Source organism: Macellibacteroides fermentans, from assembly GCF_013409575.1.
GTDB classification, from domain to species: Bacteria; Bacteroidota; Bacteroidia; order Bacteroidales; family Tannerellaceae; genus Macellibacteroides; species Macellibacteroides fermentans.
This window is the reverse complement of sequence record NZ_JACCCY010000004.1, coordinates 219,991-237,208: the sequence shown is the minus strand read 5'-3', so window position 1 is coordinate 237,208 and position 17,218 is coordinate 219,991. Positions and strand designations below refer to the sequence as shown.

Genomic DNA, 17,218 nt, shown 5'->3' with positions numbered 1-17,218 from the left:
CAATGAAACTATCCATAAAAAAATTAAGTGTTATTTGCCTCATTGGCAGTTTAACAGCAGGTTGTACGGGTAATTTTGAAGAAATGAACAGGAACCCGTTGGCTGCTACCGAAGTAAGTCCGAGCCTGATTCTTCCTAAAATGATTGACTATGGGTTCAATTGCCGCTCATGGGAATACCAGGTGGGAGACAATCTGCATACCAATCTGTATGCACAGTATTTCGCCAATACAGCCTCTTACTTCCCATCCGACCGTTATGAATGGAAAGACGGCTGGGTGAAAGATGGTTTTTGGCGTTCATACTACGTATACCTTTCAAAGAACCTGCATGAAGTGCAGGCTATGTTGGACAAACACCCCGAATACGATAATATGTATCAGGTAATGCGTATTATTTCGGCCATGGGAGCTGCCCGTACTACCGATTGCTTCGGTGATGTGCCCTATTTTGAAGCAGGACAAGGTATTATTGAACCCAAATACGATGCTCAGAAAGATATTTATTATGATATCTTTAAAGAGCTTACTGAGGCTGCCACTGCCTTGAAAAGTAATAAAGCGAACCAGCTTTCGTACGGCAACGAAGATATTCTTTTTGGAGGTGATCTTACCAAATGGGTGAAATTAGCCAACTCGCTGCGTTTACGTTATGCTTTACGTTTATCATTCATTGATCCGGCCAAAGCAAAAAGCGAAGGAGAAGCAGCATTGAAAGAGAACCTGATGAGCAGCAACAACGACAATGCCGCCATCAAGAATGCAGAAGCAAATGCAGGTCACTCCCTGTGGACCATCAGTTTCTGGAACGAATTCAGGGCCAGTAAGACAATGATCGATATCATGCTGACTGAAAGTTCTGTACAAGACCCCAGACTACCCCTTTGGTTCAGTCAGACTCAAGGATATGCCTACGGAACTTCTGAGGTTCAATACCGTGGGGTTCCCAACGGATTACCTGCTTCCGAATTAACGAAACCGGAATATGCACCTGTAAATAATTCCTGCATCTGGGGATTATATGTTTACCCCGAATGGAATCAGAAAGCCAAAGGGTCTGTACAGGAAGGAAGCGTTCCTCAAGGTACTATCGTGAAACCTCAGACAATCATGAACTATGCAGAGGTATGTTTGCTGAAAGCAGAAGCTGCCTTACGTGGCTGGGCAGGCGCCGGAGATGCTAAAGAAAATTACATTGCAGGTATCCGTGCTTCATTTGACGAAGCTCGTGCCGGTGTAAGTGCCTCACTCTATTCTACAGCTGCCGACGATGCTTATATTAACGGTGGAGATGTAAAATGGGATGCTGCAGCAAGTTTTGAAACCAAGCTGAAGCAAATCATCACCCAGAAATGGATTGGCATCTATCCAAATGGTACAGAGGCGTGGACCGAATTCCGCAGAACAGGTTATCCGGCTCTTGCTCCGGTGGTTCAAAGCGACAACGAGCTTATTAAAGCTGGCGAGTTTATCAAGAAGTTCCGTTATATCGATGACGAACGGAATCTGAATCATTACTCAAAGGAAAGTTCCCTTAACCAGGGAAAGGGCGACGGACAAAATGTTCGTGTATGGTGGGATACGAACCGCTATAATTAAATATATGGATATCAAGAGGGTGTGTCAAAACAAAGTAATTGGCACATCCTCTTTCTTTTTTGTTTCGTTTTTCAAAAAAGCTTCAAGCCGCCCATTTTGGATTGATTTTTCTTTCGATTCGATTTTGATCGCTTATCACCTCATAAAACGCTGTTTTCAGAGTAATTTTCCTGTTATAAAAGCCCTTTGATATCCCTTTAGCTGCTTTTGCACACATCTTTTTTATGTTGAAGGCTATGGCAAAGAAGGCAAAGTCCATGGTGACTTTGTCGAGTCCGAAGTGACGGAATCGACGGTATGCCATATTGTATTTCATTTGTCCGAAAACGGCTTCTGGTTCTATAGGTCGTTTGGATCGGTGTTCAAGTCCCTCATCCGAGATCAGCTTCTCACGGGCTTTGCGTTTATATTCCACGAGTCTGCGGTTAACTTCGATGGAGCGATTCCCCTTGGCTTTGAAGCATCCGGTCCGAAGAGGGCATCCTTCGCATCTTGCTGCCCTGTAGCGATGTGATTCGGTAATATATCCGCTAGCTGTCCTTCCATGAGTCTTACCCACAAAGGTCATATGCTGCCCCATGGGGCAAACATAGTAATCATCTTTGGCATTATAATATAAATTATCCACCAGAAAAGGATTATTCTTAAACGAACGCTTCTGCTCTTTGTGGAACCAGTTGTATTTTACAAAAGACTCTATATCATGTTCTTCCATAAAACGATAATTCTCCTCCGATCCATAACCGGAGTCGGCAACGGCTTTGCCGGGAAGCCGGTTGTAACGTCCGGAAAACGAGCTAAGGAAAGGTATAAGGGTTAATGTGTCTGTAGGGTTGGGGAACAGGGAAAAGTCGGTGATGAATTGGTTCTCTGTCCCGATTTGTAAGTTGTAGCCGGGTTTGGTCTGGCCGTTGTTCATCGCATCCTCTTTCATGCGCATAAAGGTGGCTGAAGGATCACTTTTGGAATAAGAATTACGATCCCCGAGTGTTTGCAGATGCTGGTCATATTCGGCAAGCTTATCGCCGTGCTTCTCTAACTCTTTTATCTCTTTCTCCCTTGCCCGACGGGCTTTCTTTTCTTCCCTGGTCCTGGCTGCGGGTTGCTCTGCCAGCGCCTCCTTCAACTCCCGGGCAAGATCGGAGATGGCTGCCGGAGTAAACGCCACGGATTGATTCTCTGCTGCTTTATCCTGGGCGATCGTTTCATCAATCTGTTCAAGCAGGATTCTTATTTTATCGAGAAGTTTGTCCCGGTTCTTCTCCACGCTTTTGCGCCAGACAAAGGTATATTTGTTGGCTTTGGATTCAATCTTTGTCCCATCAATGTATTCCACATCCAGACTCACATAGCCTTTACCGGCAAGAAGAAGCACTAGTTGGGTGAAAATCTGGTTAATCTCATGCTTTACCCGATTACGAAAACGGTTGATTGTAATAAAGTCTGGTTTTTCATACCCGGCAAGCCAGATATAATGGATGTCGCGAAGAAGCAGCTTCTCAATCTTGCGACAGGAATAAACGTTGTTCATGTAGGCGTAGATAATCACCTTGAGCATCATCTGTGGATGATAGGGACTACGACCATATTCTTTATAAAGAGCCTTAATATTATTAAGGTCAAGATTGTCAACCAGGGCATTGACTACCCGGACAGGGTCATCTTCAGCAATATCTTCATCAATCCGGCTCGGAAAAAGAAGCGTTTGGTTGGATATATACGGGCGAAAATGTAACTTTGTCATATGAATTTTGAAAACCTAAAGTTACAAAAACTCTAGGAAATAGCAAAGGCCGAGCTTGGGAAAGTTCGACCTTTGTGCATAAAACGAGGGTGTGCCTATTTTGACACACCCCCTTCTCTTTTATTGTTCACTTTGTTTAATCCTTACACTCAATTCATATGAAAATATTCAGATTTACTCCCATCCTTCTTATTCTTTTCATTGCAGGATGGTCTTGCTCTCCAAACCCAAGAAATTCTTTTCCTGATAACAATGCCTTGTCGCATACTCCCTTTGTACCAACAGATAATGGATATAAACTGGTTTGGATGGATAGCTTTGACGGCACAAAGCTGGATACCACCAAATGGAGCCTGCGCGGACTGGGCAGCCGCAGGATCGGATACAACGACTCGTCGATGGTTAAAGTGGAAAATGGCAATCTATTATTGATGTACGACATTAAAGGCGACAGCATACTGGGAGCCATGATTGGTTCGGAAGGTAAGTTTGAAACTACCTACGGTTATTTTGAGTGCCGTGCTGAGCTACAGAAGTCGGTAGGCCCCTGGGCCGCTTTTTGGATGCAGTCACCCAAAATATCGGAGGGAAGAGATCCAGCTGAATACGGTGTTGAAATGGATATATTCGAATATTTTAACGAATTAGGTCCGGATACCCTATCGCATGCCTTACACTGGGCTTATGGGCCCGAAATGCAATCGGTGGGACCGCTTAAAAGCGGATTGAAAGGACTGGATAAAGGCTTTCATACCTTCGGGTTTGAGTGGACCGAAAAGAATTATGCCTTTTACATCGATGGTCTTAAGTTTTTTGAAGTTAACGAAGGGATTTCCAAAATAGATCAATATATAATCCTGAGCATGGAAATAAGGGATAAACTGGAAGGTTTCAAAAAGGCCGTAGCTCCCGATACATTCAAAATAGATTATGTAAAAGTCTACAAAAAGTAGCTTATAATCAGACCGAAAAGAATAATTCGTGGTTAAAATACATGAAATAACCGGTTTGTTGAGTATTAATTTTCAATTTCACCGTATATCTATCATAAAGTAATCATTTTTACTTTCATATAATAATAGGTTCAATAGGGGAGCGAGCCGGCCAGTGATTGGTCGGCTCGCTTGTTTTGATATTTCAGTTTTTTTCTGTAACATTGTTCTGCAATAACATCAAATAATAAACCGGACTCCATATGAACCTTTCAATACTACTGGTAACAGGACTACCCATTGATAATCCTGTGCTAAAATTCCTGTTAATATTACTTATCATACTATTCGCCCCTCTGTTGCTCAACAGGTTGAGAATTCCTCATTTGCTGGGGCTGATAATTGCCGGAGCAATTGTGGGACCTTTTGGTTTTAATCTGATGGAACGCGACAGCAGTATTATTCTTTCGGGTACAGCCGGATTGCTTTATATTATGTTTTTGGCAGGATTGGAGATAGATCACGACGATTTTAAGAAAAACAGCCGTAAAAGTCTGGTATTCGGCATGTACACATTCTTGATTCCTATGACTTTAGGTATCCTTACCGGGGTATACATACTCCAGTTTTCATTGATATCATCGGTTCTTCTGGCCAGTATGTTCGCTTCGCATACCCTCATAGCCTACCCTATTCTAAGCAAATTGGGGGTTACCAGAAATCGGGCGGTAACCATAACCATTGGTGGTACTATGATTACGGATACCCTTGCCTTGCTTGTTCTTACGGTAATTGTTGAAATGTCCAAAGGGACAGTCGGCCCCTCTTTCTGGATTAAGATCCTTATTTCTCTTCTTATTTTCGGATCCATCGTATTGGGATTGTTTCCAATCATAGGGCGTTGGTTCTTTAAACGATTTAACGACAATGTTTCACAATATATTTTTGTTCTGGTAATTGTATTTACCGGAGCATTTCTGGCCGAACTTGCAGGTATCGAACCTATTATAGGTGCGTTTTTGTCGGGGCTGTCCATGAACAGACTCATTCCCCGTACATCCGCATTGATGAACCGGGTGGAGTTTGTTGGAAATGCCATCTTCATTCCCTTTTTCCTGATCGGAGTGGGTATGCTTATTAATTTCAGATCTTTCGTCAACTTCGAAACCATTAAGGTAGCGGTAGTGATGACGATTGTAGCCACCCTTGCCAAATTTCTGGCAGCCTGGTTAACACAAAAGCAATTTAAGTATACCAGAGACGAACGCGATATTATTTTTGGTTTAAGCAATGCACAAGCTGCCGCTACCCTGGCGGCTGTCATTGTAGGTTACAATGTAATTACCGGAACCGACAGCAACGGGACACCCATCCGGTTATTGAACGAGGATGTGCTAAATGGAACAATCTTCATGATATTGGTTACATGTACGATCGCCTCTTTTGCTGCGCAGAGAGGGGCAAAGAATATTGCCCTGGAAGAATCGGCAGACAATGGGGAGGCCGACGTTATGGAACGCGAACGGATTCTTATAACCGTAAGCAACGAGGAAACAGTAGACGATCTGGTGCAGTTGAGCGCCTCCATCAAGCAGAAGGGGAAAAAATCGCGGTTGTTTGCGCTGAACGTAATCAGCACCGACGATTACGATGATCAGGCCGATAAAGATGCCCGGAAGATTCTGGAGAAGGCAATTATCCATGCCTCTGCTACGGACAATCGTTTAAGCGACTTGCTAAGATATGATACGGATGTGGTAAACGCGATTACAAATACGATTAAAGAACAAAAAATTACCTATCTGATAATGGGATTACATCAAAAGAAGCAGATTACCGAATCCTTCCTGGGGAATCTTACCGAACGTTTGTTGCTGCAAAGTAACGCCACAACCTTAATCTTTAAACCGATGCAACCCTTAGGCACTGTAAGCAGGTATTTGGTTATTGTACCGGACAAGGCCGAAAAAGAGCTCGGATTCCCTTTTTGGCTTCATAAAGTATGGAGTCTGGCAAAAAACACCGGTACTAAAATTGTCTTTTATTCATCTGCACATACCTTGAATCACCTGAAAGAAGTTTGCAGTAAACAGTCGGTTGGTACCGAATATAAAGAATTTGAAAACTGGGATAACTTCAATACATTAAATGCAGAGGTTAAAGTGAATGATAGTTTTCTTATTATAATGAGTCGTAAAGAGAATCCGTCTTATCACCCGGCCATGAACCGGATTCATCACTTCTTAAACAATCAGCATAATAAAACGGGATTCATTCTTATTTATCCGATGCAGTTAAGGGTTACAGACAACCTGAACAGAGACCTGGTAAACCCGTCGTTACTGCTTACCTGACAGCGATTGGCTGCATTGTTTTTGCAGTCCGATCTGACGTCATTTCAGCGTGTGTTATATCTAACAGGAAGGGCCGACCAATCACTGGCCAGCCTCTTCCAAAAAATTATTTACAACTTAAAAAATCTTATTTGCTGTTTGTAACTATACCCGAGTCGCTATCGCTGTTCTGAAGTTTCTTCTGAGCACTGGCATATTTTCTTCCGAAACTTAGGTTCCACGAAAATTGAACCATAACCAATCTGGAAGATTCATTGATGTAATTGGCTTTCTTAATGGTGGCATGCTGCGACCAGTTTTCGTTAACCACTTTGTAGTTGTCGGAGAACGGATTGAATACACCCAGTCCGATTGAACAGTTCTTCATGTTATATTTTGCCTGCAACAGATGATAGTTTTCGCCACCATATACATTTTCACCCCAGAACCAGTTCCAGTTACTTTGAATCTGAAACGCCAGCATCACCTTTTTGTAAACAAAGGATAAATCTCCTCTGTAGAACCAGTTCGTATACTCATGGTTGTAAGTGTTTCCATCACTCAGATAATGGTTTACCCCACCGGTTGCCGATACTTGCAAAAGGTCTTTCAAAGGCTTTACTTTTAAGGTTGTTTCCACGGAAAGACGTTGCCAGCTTTTCTGGTTGTCGAATGTATTGATAATCCGGTTCCCTTCAACAAACTTCTCATCCATGATGGCTTTGGGTCTGTATTCGTATGAGGACCATAAATTGGCGGTAAAAATACCTTTGCGGGCTTCTCCCGACAGATTTACCTGATACGATGTATAGGGCTGGAGCAATGGGTTTCCTCTTACTATCTGTAAGGAGTCGATCCGCTGGTCAACGGCGCTTAATTCCGACAAAGAGGGTTGATTGTTGTTAACACTCCCTTGAAGTCTTATGTGGTGTCGGCAGTGGTAAGTACGATATTTGCAAATTCGAGCGGTTCCTTACTTTGAGAATCTGTAATACGGCCGCTGATCTTAAGGCTCTGTGCAAAAATAAGTGTTGCACAACTAAAGCAAAACAGGAGTGTAAATAATAGCTTGTTCATATCTCTTCGATTTATTGTTCTTGTTTCTAGAGATAAGACGCATGCACTTTTGAAAGCGTTACAAAAATAAATGTTAAAATACACTACCTTGTATTACATTGTATTGAGTTTATGCAAGGATATTCCAAAAATGGAATTTTCAAGAGACTAACAATATGATGTAAGATGTTTATTGAGAAAAAGATACAAAAAAAGAGGGATCTCTTTTCCAAGAAACCCCTCTTCAGATATTTAAAATAAATTTTTACAATTTAGCAGCAAGACTTTTTCAATTTGGCATAACCATAAACCGCACGGCTACCTAATTCTTCCTCAATACGAAGAAGCTGGTTGTACTTAGCCATACGATCCGAACGACTTAATGAACCTGTTTTGATCTGACCTGAATTGGTTGCAACGGCAATATCTGCAATTGTAGCATCTTCAGTCTCGCCGGAACGGTGAGAAGTAACTGAAGTGTAACCATTACGGTGAGCCATTTCGATCGCATCCAGAGTCTCTGTAAGTGTACCGATCTGGTTTACTTTGATAAGGATGGAATTACCACAACCTGTTTCAATTCCCTTCTTAAGGAAGTCTACGTTAGTTACAAACAAGTCGTCTCCTACCAGCTGACATTTGCTGCCAAGAGCTGTTGTAAGCTTCTTCCATCCGTCCCAGTCGCCTTCATCCATACCGTCCTCGATAGAGTCGATAGGATATTTAGAAACCAATTCAGACAGGTAAGCAACTTGCTCGTCTGCTGTTCTTTTGGCACCTTTAGCACCTTCAAACTTTGAATAGTCGTAAATACCGTCTTTATAAAATTCGGAAGAAGCGCAGTCCAAAGCAATCGTTACATCCTTTCCTGGTTCGTAACCGGCAGCCTTGATAGCAGAAAGAATAGAGTTGAGAGCATCTTCCGTACCTTCCAGAACAGGCGCAAAACCACCTTCATCACCAACAGCTGTACTTAAACCTCTATCGTGAAGAACTTTCTTAAGAGCATGGAATACTTCGGCACCCATACGTAACCCTTCGCGGAAACTTGAAGCTCCTACAGGGCGAATCATAAATTCCTGAAATGCAATAGGAGAATCGGAGTGCGAACCACCATTGATAATGTTCATCATCGGAACCGGCAATACATAGGCATTGGTACCTCCGATATAACGATACAATGGCAAATCAAGGTAATTGGCAGCAGCCTTTGCAACAGCCAATGAAACACCAAGCATTGCATTGGCACCTAAATTAGATTTCGTTTTGGTTCCATCCAATTCAATAAGTTTTCTGTCGATGGCTACCTGAAGAAGAGCATTATAACCCAAAAGAGCAGGAGCAATTACTTTGTTTACATTTTCTACAGCCTTGAGAACTCCTTTACCACCGTAACGTTTTTTGTCTCCATCACGTAGTTCGATGGCTTCGTTTTCGCCGGTAGAAGCACCCGAAGGGACAGCAGCGCGACCAAAAGCGCCGGATTCCAACCAAACATCAACTTCTACAGTAGGATTACCACGGGAGTCCAATACTTCACGTCCGATAATTTTTGCAATATTCATACTTTACTATTTTGAAATTAGTTATACTTATTCTACTGTAATATAACAAAGGCAGGGGGTGGAATGTTGGCAGAATTCAAAGAAAGATGGTATATTGGACATGTAAGACAGGAGATATTATAGCAAAGTGTATAATAGATGGTTTTATTTGTGTGAGTCACTACATTTGGTTTAAAAAGTATATACATTTTGTATTAAATGTTATATCATTTTAAGTCCAAAGATATAGCTTTCAAGATTCAAAGATATATCTTTCGGAAGCCAAACATATATCTTTGAATAAGCAAAGATATAAGGAACAAAAAAGGGATAATCCGATGGATTACCCCTTTTCATATTATGTATACTTGAATACTTATTCAGCAGATGCTTCGTTAGCTTCAGCAACAGTTGCTTCAGCTGTAGTAGCTTTCTTTCTTGAACGACGTGTTTTAGCAGCTTTTTTAGCTACATTTTCTTTCAACATGTTTTCGTTGTAGTCTACAAGTTCAATGAAGCACATAGCTGCATTGTCACCCAAACGATTACCAGTCTTAATGATTCTTGTATAACCACCTGGACGGTCACCAATTTTTTTAGATACTTCCTGGAACAACTCGGTTACAGCATATTTGTCCTGTAGTGTGCTGAAAACAACACGACGTGAGTGTGTGCTGTCGTCTTTACACTTTGTAATAAGTGGTTCAACATACTTACGAAGTGCCTTGGCTTTTGCTGTCGTGGTAAAGATTCTCTTATGCTTAATCAAAGAAGAAGCCATATTAGAAAGCATCGCCTCACGGTGAGTATTTGTACGACCTAAGTGATTGATTTTTTTATTATGTCTCATCGCTTTACTCTTTATCTAATTTATATTTCGTGATATCCATACCGAATGAAAGGTTCAAGCCTTCAAGCAGTTCATCTAGTTCTGTAAGTGATTTCTTTCCGAAGTTACGGAACTTCAACAAATCATTTTTGTTGAATTTAACCAACTCACCTAACGTTTCAACATCTGCAGCTTTCAAGCAATTCAATGCGCGAACGGAAAGATCCATGTCTGCTAATTTGCTCTTTAGTAGCTGACGCATATGAAGAACTTCTTCGTCGAACTCTTCATTACCATCTGTATCAACTGTTTCGGTAGCAATCTTTTCATCTGAGAACAACATAAAATGATGAATCAGAATCTTAGCAGCTTCTTTCAACGCTTCCTTCGGATGAATAGAACCATCAGTGGCTATTTCAAGAACCAGTTTTTCGTAGTCCGTCTTTTGCTCAACACGAAAGTTTTCAATTGAATATTTTACATTACGTATAGGTGTAAAAATAGAGTCGATAGCAATAACGTTGATGTCTGCATTCGGATCTCTGTTTTCGTCTGCCGGTACATAACCGCGACCTTTATTGATGGTTAATTCAATTTGTAAACTTGCGCTCGAATCTAGATGGCAAATAACCAATTCGGGGTTCAACACCTCGAATCCATTAAGTTGCTTACCTATATCTCCGGCTTTGAACTCTTCAGAACCCGAAACAGTAATACTTACTTTTTCATTCTCTACGTCGTCTACAATATGTTTGAATCTTACTTGTTTAAGATTCAAAATGATGTTTGTTACATCTTCCAAAACACCGGGAACAGTACCAAATTCATGTTCTACTCCTTCTATTTTTATTGATGTAATAGCAAAACCTTCAAGTGACGACAAAAGAATACGGCGCAAGGCATTACCTACAGTAATACCATAGCCGGGTTCCAACGGACGAAATTCAAACTTTCCGAAGAAGTTGTCCGCTTCCAACATTAATACTTTATCGGGTTTTTGAAATGCTAATATCGCCATGGAATCAATTATTATTTAGAATACAATTCTACGATCAACTGCTCAGTAATGTTTTCTGGTATATCAGCTCTTTCAGGCGTATGCAGTAATTTTCCGCTTAAAGTAGTCTGATCCCATTCTATCCAAGGATATTTGCTGTGATTGAAACCAGCCAATGCATCGGTAATTACCTCCAAAGATTTAGCTTTTTCTCTTACACCAATTACCTGACCAGGTTTTACAGAATAAGAAGGAATGTTAACAACCTTGCCATCCACAACGATGTGACGGTGAGAAACCAACTGACGAGCAGCATCTCTCGTAGGCGCCAAACCAAGACGGAATACCAGGTTATCTAAACGTACTTCCAACAACTGTAACAGAACTTCACCGGTAATACCTTTACTACGTGAAGCCTTTTCGAACATGATTCTAAATTGTTTCTCTAATACACCGTAGGTATATTTTGCTTTTTGCTTCTCACGAAGCTGAATTCCGTATTCAGAAGTCTTTTTACGTCTGGAGTTACCATGTTGTCCCGGAGGATAGTTCTTTTTTGAAAGAACCTTGTCAGCTCCGAAAATAGCCTCACCGAATTTACGGGCAATTCTTGATTTTGGACCAGTATATCTTGCCATTTTTCTATTGTTTTAAATGTTCTGTATGAATCTGGAATCGTGCAGCCGCGACTGCAGAGAGGGATAATGTGCAATCTTATCACAATTCCGGATCCATGTGCAGGAAACTATTGTTAATTAAACTCTTCTCTTTTTAGGAGGACGACATCCGTTGTGTGGCAATGGAGTAACATCAACAATTTCTGTCACTTCAATACCTGCACCGTGTATAGTTCTGATAGCAGACTCACGTCCGTTACCCGGTCCCTTAACAAATACTTTTACCTTTCTTAATCCAAGATCGAAAGCTACCTTAGCACAATCCTGTGCAGCCATCTGAGCAGCATAAGGAGTGTTTTTCTTTGAACTTCTGAAACCCATTTTACCGGCAGAAGACCAGCTAATTACTTGGCCATCGCTGTTTGCAAGCGATACAATGATGTTGTTGAAAGAAGAATGAATATGTGCTTGTCCAAAAGCATCCACTTTTACGTTTCTCTTCTTTGCTGCGACTGTTTTTTTTGCCATATTAACTCTTATTATTTAGTAGCTTTTTTCTTGTTTGCAACAGTTTTCTTTTTACCCTTACGTGTACGAGCATTGTTTTTTGTGCTCTGGCCACGTAATGGCAAACCAATACGGTGACGTACACCTCTATAACAACCGATATCCATCAGTCGTTTGATATTTAACTGAACTTCAGAACGTAGATCCCCTTCTACCTTACATTCAGCTCCAATTATTTCACGGATCTGGGCAGCCTGTTCGTCTGTCCAATCTTTTACCTTGATATCACGATTAATGCCTGCTTTATCTAAAATATAGTTTGAACGACTACGACCTATTCCGTAAATATAAGTCAAAGCAATTTCGCCTCTTTTATTTTGTGGCAAGTCTACACCAACTATTCTTATAGCCATATTACTTACTAAAATTATTGTGCAAAATTAATAAATTATCCCTGACGTTGTTTAAACTTCGGGTTTTTCTTGTTAATTACATACAAGCGACCTTTTCTTCTTACAATTTTGCATTCTGCGGTGCGCTTCTTTAAAGATGCTCTTACTTTCATATCTTGTTTTTTTTATTTGTACCTAAAAGCAATTCTACCTTTCGATAAATCATACGGAGACATTTCAACTCTTACTTTATCACCGGGAAGAATTTTAATGTAATGCATACGCATCTTTCCTGAGATATGAGCAGTAATTTCATGTCCGTTCTCCAATTCTACTCGAAACATTGCATTAGACAATGCTTCAATAATAACTCCATCCTGTTCGATTGCTGACTGTTTAGCCATATAAATTCAATTAGATTAAATTGCGTTATCTCCTAGTACTTCTTCAATAAATTTAAACGAAGACAAAATATCAGGTCCGTCAGGACGAATTGCGATGCAATGTTCGAAATGAGCCGATGGTTTACGGTCTTTCGTCCGTACGGTCCATCCATCATTTTCAAAAACAACATTTTTACTCCCAAGATTAATCATAGGTTCTATGCAGATACACATTCCACTTCTTAAAAGTGGTCCGCAACCACGACGTCCATAATTTGGAACTTCCGGTTCTTCGTGCATGTTCCTCCCGCATCCATGTCCTACCAATTCACGTACAACAGAATAATTACGGGTTTCACAATACGTCTGAATAGCATTTGCAATATCACCTACACGTTTGCCATCAACAGCCGTTTCAATTCCTTTATAAAGGGATTCTTTCGTTGTTTTCAACAAGTGTCTTACCTCGGGGGATACTTCTCCTACACAAAATGTGTAAGCCGAATCTCCTGTAAATCCGTTGATATGCGTACCGCAGTCAATCGAAATAATATCTCCATCTCTCAAAATAACTTTTGATGAAGGGATACCATGTACAACATGTTCGTTAACCGAAGCGCAGATCGAATTTGGAAATCCTCCGTATCCAAGAAATGCCGGAGTTGCACCATTATCCCTAATGAATTCCTCGGCTATCTTATCAAGTTGCAGCGTTGTGACCCCGGGGGCAACATGCTTGGCTAATTCACCAAGTGTCTTACCTACCAGTTGATTGGCCACACGCATCAACTCAATTTCTTCGTCTGTCTTTAAATAGATCATTTACTAATAAGCGGCTACTGAGCCTGAACGTCCTTTAATTCTTCCTGATTTTAATAATCCGTCGTAATGACGCATCAACAAATGACTTTCAACTTGCTGTAGTGTATCTAACACAACACCAACCAAAATCAACAAAGATGTTCCTCCAAAGAATTGGGAGAATTCCATACTTACACCTGCCAATCTCGCAAAAGCAGGCATGATAGCTACCAATGCAAGGAAAAATGCGCCAGGTAAAGTAATACGGTCCATAATGGTATCAAGATAGTCTTTAGTATGTTTACCCGGTTTAACGCCTGGAATAAACCCATTATTTCTCTTCAAATCATCAGCCATTTGCGTTGGATTGATGGTGATTGCCGTATAGAAATACGTAAAGAGAATGATCAACACTGCAAATACAAAGTTGTACCAAAATCCTGTATTATCCATAAAAGCAGCCAAGAAACCACTTGATTCCTGATTGCTTGCAAAACCAACAATTGAAATTGGAATAAACATAATTGCCTGTGCGAAGATGATTGGCATAACGTTTGCAGCATTAACCTTTAAAGGGATATACTGTCTTGCACCACCATATTGTTTATTACCGATAATTCTTTTTGCATACTGTACGGGAACTTTACGAGTACCTTGTACCAATAAAATAGCACCTGCAATAACAAGCAAAAGGAACAACATTTCAAATAAGAACATTACAAGTCCTCCTGTCTTTTCAGTTGTTCTGGAGATAAATTCCTGGAACAATGAGTGAGGAAGACGAGCTATAATACCAACGAGGATAATGAATGAAATACCATTACCTACACCTTTATCTGTGATTTTCTCTCCCAGCCACAAGACAAACATACTTCCTGCAGCAAGAATAATAGTACTATAAATAGTAAAAAAGAAACCAGCTGGTAAAGCGGCGCCTACAGCTTTAAGCTGTACACTTAGGTTCACAAGATACGTAGGACCTTGGAACAAAAGGATAGCTACTGTTAGGTAACGGGTCCACTGATTAATTTTCCGACGGCCACTCTCGCCTTCACGTTGAAGTTTCTGGAAAGAGGGAACTGCGATGGCTAACAACTGCATAACAATGGAAGCGGAGATATATGGCATGATACCTAATGCAAAAATAGATGCATTGGCAAAGGCACCTCCTGAAAACATATCAAGAAGTGCTAATAATCCGCCCCTTGTCTGCTCCTGCAAAGCGGTTAATGCTTTGGGATCAACACCTGGAATAACAACATACGTACCAAAACGATATACCATTACTAATAAAAGAGTGGTGAGGATCCGATTTCTCAGATCCTCTATCTTCCAGATATTTTTTATTGTATCTATTGCTCTCATAGCTTAGATTTTAACAACATTTCCACCTAAGGCTTGGATGGCTGTTTCTGCAGTTTTTGAGAAAGCGTGTGCTTCAACATCAATCTTTGCAGTTAATTCACCTTTTCCAAGAATTTTAACCAACTGTGATTTAGAAATAAAACCAGCGGCAATTAGTTCTTCCACACCAATTTTAACAAGCTGTTGAGCTTCTGCCAATTGTTGCAAAGTATCCAGGTTGATCGCCTTATATTCTACACGGTTAATATTCTTGAAGCCAAATTTAGGTAAACGTCTCTGAATAGGCATTTGACCTCCTTCGAAACCAACCTTTCTGGAATAACCAGAACGAGATTTAGCTCCTTTGTGTCCGCGTGTTGAAGTACCACCTAATCCTGAACCCGGACCACGCCCGATTCTTTTTCTTACCTTGGTAGATCCTTCAGCAGGTTTTAAATTTGATAAATTCATTTTGTATAATTTATTTTTTTTAAACCAATTATTACTTTTCTACAGAAACCAAATGTTTCACTTTCTCTACCATACCAAGAATTGCCGGAGTAGCTTCGTGTTCTACAACGCGGTTCAATTTTCTAAGGCCTAGTGCATCAAGTGTCAGTTTCTGTACTTTAGGGCATTTAATTCTGCTTTTTACTTGTTTAATCTTTATAGTCGCCATAATTATACCTCCCTTATTTAACCTCTGAACACTTTTTCAACTGAGATACCTCTGTTCTGAGCTACAGTAAACGGACTTCTCAACTCGCCAAGTGCAGCAATAGTTGCTTTCACAAGGTTGTGAGGGTTTGAAGATCCTTTTGATTTAGCCAAAACGTCGGTAATACCAACACTCTCAAGTACTGCACGCATAGCACCACCAGCCTTAACTCCGGTACCATGAGATGCCGGTTTGATAAGAACTTCTGCACCACCAAATTTAGCAAGTTGTTCGTGAGGAATAGTACCCTTGTGAACTGGAACCTTGATTAAATTTTTCTTAGCAGCTTCTACACCTTTAGCAATCGCTGTCGTTACTTCACCAGCCTTACCTAAGCCCCAGCCAACGATACCATCTTCGTTTCCAACTACTACAATAGCAGCAAAACTAAAAGTACGTCCACCTTTGGTTACTTTTGTAACACGGTTAATTGCAACTAATCTATCCTTCAACTCTAAGTCGTTGGTCGATTTTACTCTATTATTAACTCCTGCCATCTTAATTAAAATTTAAGGCCGCCGTTACGAGCAGCATCTGCTAATTCTTTAATTCTCCCATGATACAGGTAACCATTACGGTCAAAAACAACTGCCTGAACACCAGCTTCCTGAGCGCTCTTGGCAATTTGCTCGCCTACCTTAGCTGCAATCTCCTTCTTAGGAGCTTTGTCTTCGATCTTCAAAGATGAAGCAGCAGCCAGTGTACGGCCTGTTGTATCGTCAATTACCTGTGCATAGATCTGCTTGTTGCTTCTAAACACAGTCAAGCGTGGACGCTCTGCAGTTCCAGAGATCTTGCTGCGTACGCTTCGTTTTATCTTTAATCTTCTATCTACCTTCGTTGTCATAATAATTTCAGTTTACGTAAATTACTTACCTGCTGACTTTCCAGACTTTCTGCGGATTTCTTCACCTACAAACTTGATACCTTTACCCTTATATGGCTCTGGCATACGGAATGAGCGAATCTTTGCACATACTTGACCTAGTAATTGTTTGTCAGCCGATTCAAGGATAATAAGAGGATTCTTATTTCTCTCTGATTTGGTTTCAACCTTAATTTCTGCAGGTAACTGTAAGTAAATATTGTGAGTGAAACCTAATGAAAGGTCTAACAACTGGCCTGCGTTAGATACACGATAACCAACACCTACAAGTTCAAGTTCTTTTTTGTAACCTTCGGATACACCCAGAACCATGTTGTTGATTAATGAACGATACAGACCGTGCATAGCACGATGTTCTTTACTTTCGGTCGGTCTTGTTAACGTTAGGACACCAGCTTCGAAAGATACTTCGATAGCAGGGTTAACAGCTTGAACAAGCTCACCTTTAGGACCTTTAACAGTCACTACAGAATCCTTGATAGTAACAGTAACACCGGCTGGTACGTGGATTGGTAATTTTCCTATTCTTGACATTCT

The 17,218-nt window shown here is 40.7% G+C and carries 21 protein-coding genes; 3 read left to right on the top strand and 18 right to left on the bottom strand.

Annotated elements, in window-relative coordinates; genetic code table 11:
- Nucleotides 1–2: 2 nt before the first annotated feature.
- Nucleotides 3–1,598, top strand: a complete 1,596-nt coding sequence (locus F5613_RS13895) for a SusD/RagB family nutrient-binding outer membrane lipoprotein (RefSeq protein WP_179400186.1) — start codon at nt 3–5, stop codon at nt 1,596–1,598.
- A gap of 82 nt (nt 1,599–1,680) precedes the next feature.
- On the opposite strand, the gene F5613_RS13890 is transcribed toward F5613_RS13895, so the two are convergent.
- Complete coding sequence (locus F5613_RS13890; RefSeq protein ID WP_246303380.1) at nt 1,681–3,342, bottom strand: IS1182 family transposase; 1,662 nt, start codon at nt 3,340–3,342, stop codon at nt 1,681–1,683.
- 158 nt (nt 3,343–3,500) lie between these two features.
- Here F5613_RS13890 and F5613_RS13885 point away from each other — a divergent pair, with 158 nt between their 5' ends.
- Entirely contained in the window at nt 3,501–4,295 is a 795-nt protein-coding gene (locus F5613_RS13885; protein ID WP_179400185.1) for a glycoside hydrolase family 16 protein, read from the top strand.
- A 242-nt stretch (nt 4,296–4,537) separates the two neighbouring features.
- Nucleotides 4,538–6,628 (top strand): cation:proton antiporter, encoded by a 2,091-nt coding sequence (locus F5613_RS13880; protein ID WP_179400184.1) that lies wholly within the window; start codon nt 4,538–4,540, stop codon nt 6,626–6,628.
- A gap of 127 nt (nt 6,629–6,755) precedes the next feature.
- On the opposite strand, the gene F5613_RS13875 is transcribed toward F5613_RS13880, so the two are convergent.
- From F5613_RS13875 to rplF, 17 genes are all read right to left on the bottom strand, one after another.
- Nucleotides 6,756–7,532 carry an outer membrane beta-barrel protein gene (locus F5613_RS13875; protein ID WP_317171255.1) on the bottom strand — a complete coding sequence of 259 codons (777 nt, stop codon included), beginning with the start codon at nt 7,530–7,532 and terminating at the stop codon, nt 6,756–6,758.
- Complete coding sequence (locus F5613_RS13870) at nt 7,529–7,684, bottom strand: carboxypeptidase-like regulatory domain-containing protein (RefSeq protein WP_141133847.1); 156 nt, start codon at nt 7,682–7,684, stop codon at nt 7,529–7,531. The genes F5613_RS13875 and F5613_RS13870 overlap by 4 nt, the downstream gene beginning before the upstream one ends.
- Before the next feature lie 251 nt (nt 7,685–7,935).
- Nucleotides 7,936–9,228: a phosphopyruvate hydratase gene (gene eno / locus F5613_RS13865; protein WP_079682535.1), complete on the bottom strand. Its 1,293-nt coding sequence runs from the start codon at nt 9,226–9,228 to the stop codon at nt 7,936–7,938.
- Between the two features lie 355 nt (nt 9,229–9,583).
- Entirely contained in the window at nt 9,584–10,057 is a 474-nt protein-coding gene (gene rplQ, locus F5613_RS13860) for a 50S ribosomal protein L17 (protein ID WP_179400182.1), read from the bottom strand.
- A 4-nt stretch (nt 10,058–10,061) separates the two neighbouring features.
- The gene (locus F5613_RS13855) at nt 10,062–11,054 is read right to left on the bottom strand and encodes a DNA-directed RNA polymerase subunit alpha (protein ID WP_079682537.1); all 993 of its coding nucleotides are present in this window, start codon (nt 11,052–11,054) and stop codon (nt 10,062–10,064) included.
- Nucleotides 11,055–11,065: 11 nt separating this feature from the next.
- Entirely contained in the window at nt 11,066–11,671 is a 606-nt protein-coding gene (gene rpsD, locus F5613_RS13850; protein WP_068182341.1) for a 30S ribosomal protein S4, read from the bottom strand.
- A gap of 117 nt (nt 11,672–11,788) precedes the next feature.
- Entirely contained in the window at nt 11,789–12,178 is a 390-nt protein-coding gene (gene rpsK, locus F5613_RS13845) for a 30S ribosomal protein S11 (protein WP_068182339.1), read from the bottom strand.
- 11 nt (nt 12,179–12,189) lie between these two features.
- Nucleotides 12,190–12,570 carry a 30S ribosomal protein S13 gene (gene rpsM / locus F5613_RS13840; protein ID WP_068182334.1) on the bottom strand — a complete coding sequence of 127 codons (381 nt, stop codon included), beginning with the start codon at nt 12,568–12,570 and terminating at the stop codon, nt 12,190–12,192.
- 35 nt (nt 12,571–12,605) lie between these two features.
- Complete coding sequence (gene ykgO, locus F5613_RS13835; RefSeq protein WP_005468190.1) at nt 12,606–12,722, bottom strand: type B 50S ribosomal protein L36; 117 nt, start codon at nt 12,720–12,722, stop codon at nt 12,606–12,608.
- Nucleotides 12,723–12,734: 12 nt separating this feature from the next.
- On the bottom strand, nt 12,735–12,953 hold the full coding sequence (infA, locus tag F5613_RS13830; protein ID WP_068182331.1) for a translation initiation factor IF-1: 219 nt from the start codon (nt 12,951–12,953) through the stop codon (nt 12,735–12,737).
- A gap of 15 nt (nt 12,954–12,968) precedes the next feature.
- Entirely contained in the window at nt 12,969–13,754 is a 786-nt protein-coding gene (gene map, locus F5613_RS13825) for a type I methionyl aminopeptidase (protein WP_179400181.1), read from the bottom strand.
- A 3-nt stretch (nt 13,755–13,757) separates the two neighbouring features.
- Entirely contained in the window at nt 13,758–15,098 is a 1,341-nt protein-coding gene (gene secY / locus F5613_RS13820; protein WP_179400180.1) for a preprotein translocase subunit SecY, read from the bottom strand.
- Nucleotides 15,099–15,101: 3 nt separating this feature from the next.
- Entirely contained in the window at nt 15,102–15,548 is a 447-nt protein-coding gene (gene rplO, locus F5613_RS13815) for a 50S ribosomal protein L15 (RefSeq protein WP_068182322.1), read from the bottom strand.
- Between the two features lie 31 nt (nt 15,549–15,579).
- Nucleotides 15,580–15,756, bottom strand: coding sequence for a 50S ribosomal protein L30 (gene rpmD, locus F5613_RS13810; protein WP_068182320.1), 177 nt, complete (start codon nt 15,754–15,756; stop codon nt 15,580–15,582).
- 17 nt (nt 15,757–15,773) lie between these two features.
- A complete protein-coding gene (gene rpsE, locus F5613_RS13805; protein WP_068182319.1) occupies nt 15,774–16,292 on the bottom strand; it encodes a 30S ribosomal protein S5 in 519 nt (172 codons plus the stop codon).
- Between the two features lie 5 nt (nt 16,293–16,297).
- On the bottom strand, nt 16,298–16,642 hold the full coding sequence (rplR, locus tag F5613_RS13800) for a 50S ribosomal protein L18 (protein WP_179400179.1): 345 nt from the start codon (nt 16,640–16,642) through the stop codon (nt 16,298–16,300).
- 21 nt (nt 16,643–16,663) lie between these two features.
- Nucleotides 16,664–17,215 carry a 50S ribosomal protein L6 gene (gene rplF / locus F5613_RS13795; RefSeq protein ID WP_079682545.1) on the bottom strand — a complete coding sequence of 184 codons (552 nt, stop codon included), beginning with the start codon at nt 17,213–17,215 and terminating at the stop codon, nt 16,664–16,666.
- Nucleotides 17,216–17,218 lie beyond the last annotated feature (3 nt).